1 rRNA gene is annotated in these 1,439 nt (G+C 55.9%); it reads left to right on the top strand.

Annotated features, from left to right (window positions below):
* Nucleotides 1–1,391: ribosomal RNA gene (locus AC6CID_RS24990) — 23S ribosomal RNA — on the top strand; the annotation flags it as partial.
* Nucleotides 1,392–1,439: the final 48 nt, after the last annotated feature.

Here is a 1,439-nt window from a genome sequence, read left to right as displayed (position 1 = left end):
CAGCCTGAGAGGTGATGCGTACCCGTTGAGGGGAATTCAGTGATCCTATGCTGCCGAGAAAAGCCTCTAGTGAGTTGGTACACGGCCCGTACCCCAAACCGACACAGGTGGTCAGGTAGAGAATACCGAGGCGATCGAGAGAACTGTGGTTAAGGAACTCGGCAAAATGCCCCCGTAACTTCGGGAGAAGGGGGACCACGCTCGGTGACCGGACTTGCTCCGTGAGCTGGGGGTGGTCGCAGAGACCAGAGAGAAGCGACTGTTTACTAAAAACACAGGTCCGTGCGAAGTCGTAAGACGATGTATACGGACTGACGCCTGCCCGGTGCTGGAAGGTTAAGAGGACCGGTTAGCGGAGCAATCCGCGAAGCTGAGAATTTAAGCCCCAGTAAACGGCGGTGGTAACTATAACCATCCTAAGGTAGCGAAATTCCTTGTCGGGTAAGTTCCGACCTGCACGAATGGCGTAACGACTTCTCTGCTGTCTCGACCACAGACTCGGCGAAATTGCATTACGAGTAAAGATGCTCGTTACGCGCGGCAGGACGAAAAGACCCCGGGACCTTCACTATAGCTTGGTATTGGTGTTCGGTTCGGTTTGTGTAGGATAGGTGGGAGACTGTGAAGCTCATACGCCAGTATGGGTGGAGTCGTTGTTGAAATACCACTCTGATCGTATTGGACCTCTAACCTCGGACCATGATCTGGTTCAGGGACAGTGCCTGGTGGGTAGTTTAACTGGGGCGGTTGCCTCCCAAAATGTAACGGAGGCGCCCAAAGGTTCCCTCAGCCTGGTTGGCAATCAGGTGTCGAGTGCAAGTGCACAAGGGAGCTTGACTGTGAGACTGACAGGTCGAGCAGGGACGAAAGTCGGGACTAGTGATCCGGCACCGGCATGTGGAAGCGGTGTCGCTCAACGGATAAAAGGTACCCCGGGGATAACAGGCTGATCTTCCCCAAGAGTCCATATCGACGGGATGGTTTGGCACCTCGATGTCGGCTCGTCGCATCCTGGGGCTGGAGTAGGTCCCAAGGGTTGGGCTGTTCGCCCATTAAAGCGGCACGCGAGCTGGGTTTAGAACGTCGTGAGACAGTTCGGTCTCTATCCGCCGCGCGCGTTAGAAACTTGAGGAAGGCTGTCCCTAGTACGAGAGGACCGGGACGGACGAACCTCTGGTGTGCCAGTTGTCCCGCCAGGGGCATGGCTGGTTGGCTACGTTCGGAAGGGATAACCGCTGAAAGCATCTAAGCGGGAAGCCTGTTCCAAGATGAGGTTTCTCACCCCCTCGAGGGGGTAAGGCCCCCGGCAGACCACCGGGTTGATAGGCCGGAACTGGAAGCCCAGCAATGGGTGGAGGTGACCGGTACTAATAGGCCGAGGACTTACCACGAAGATGTTACGCGTCCACTGTGCGGTATCTGAAACAACACACACAGAT

It is taken from the genome of Rhodococcus sp. GQ147, assembly GCF_059759155.1.
This window is presented reverse-complemented; position numbering and strand designations above follow the sequence as displayed.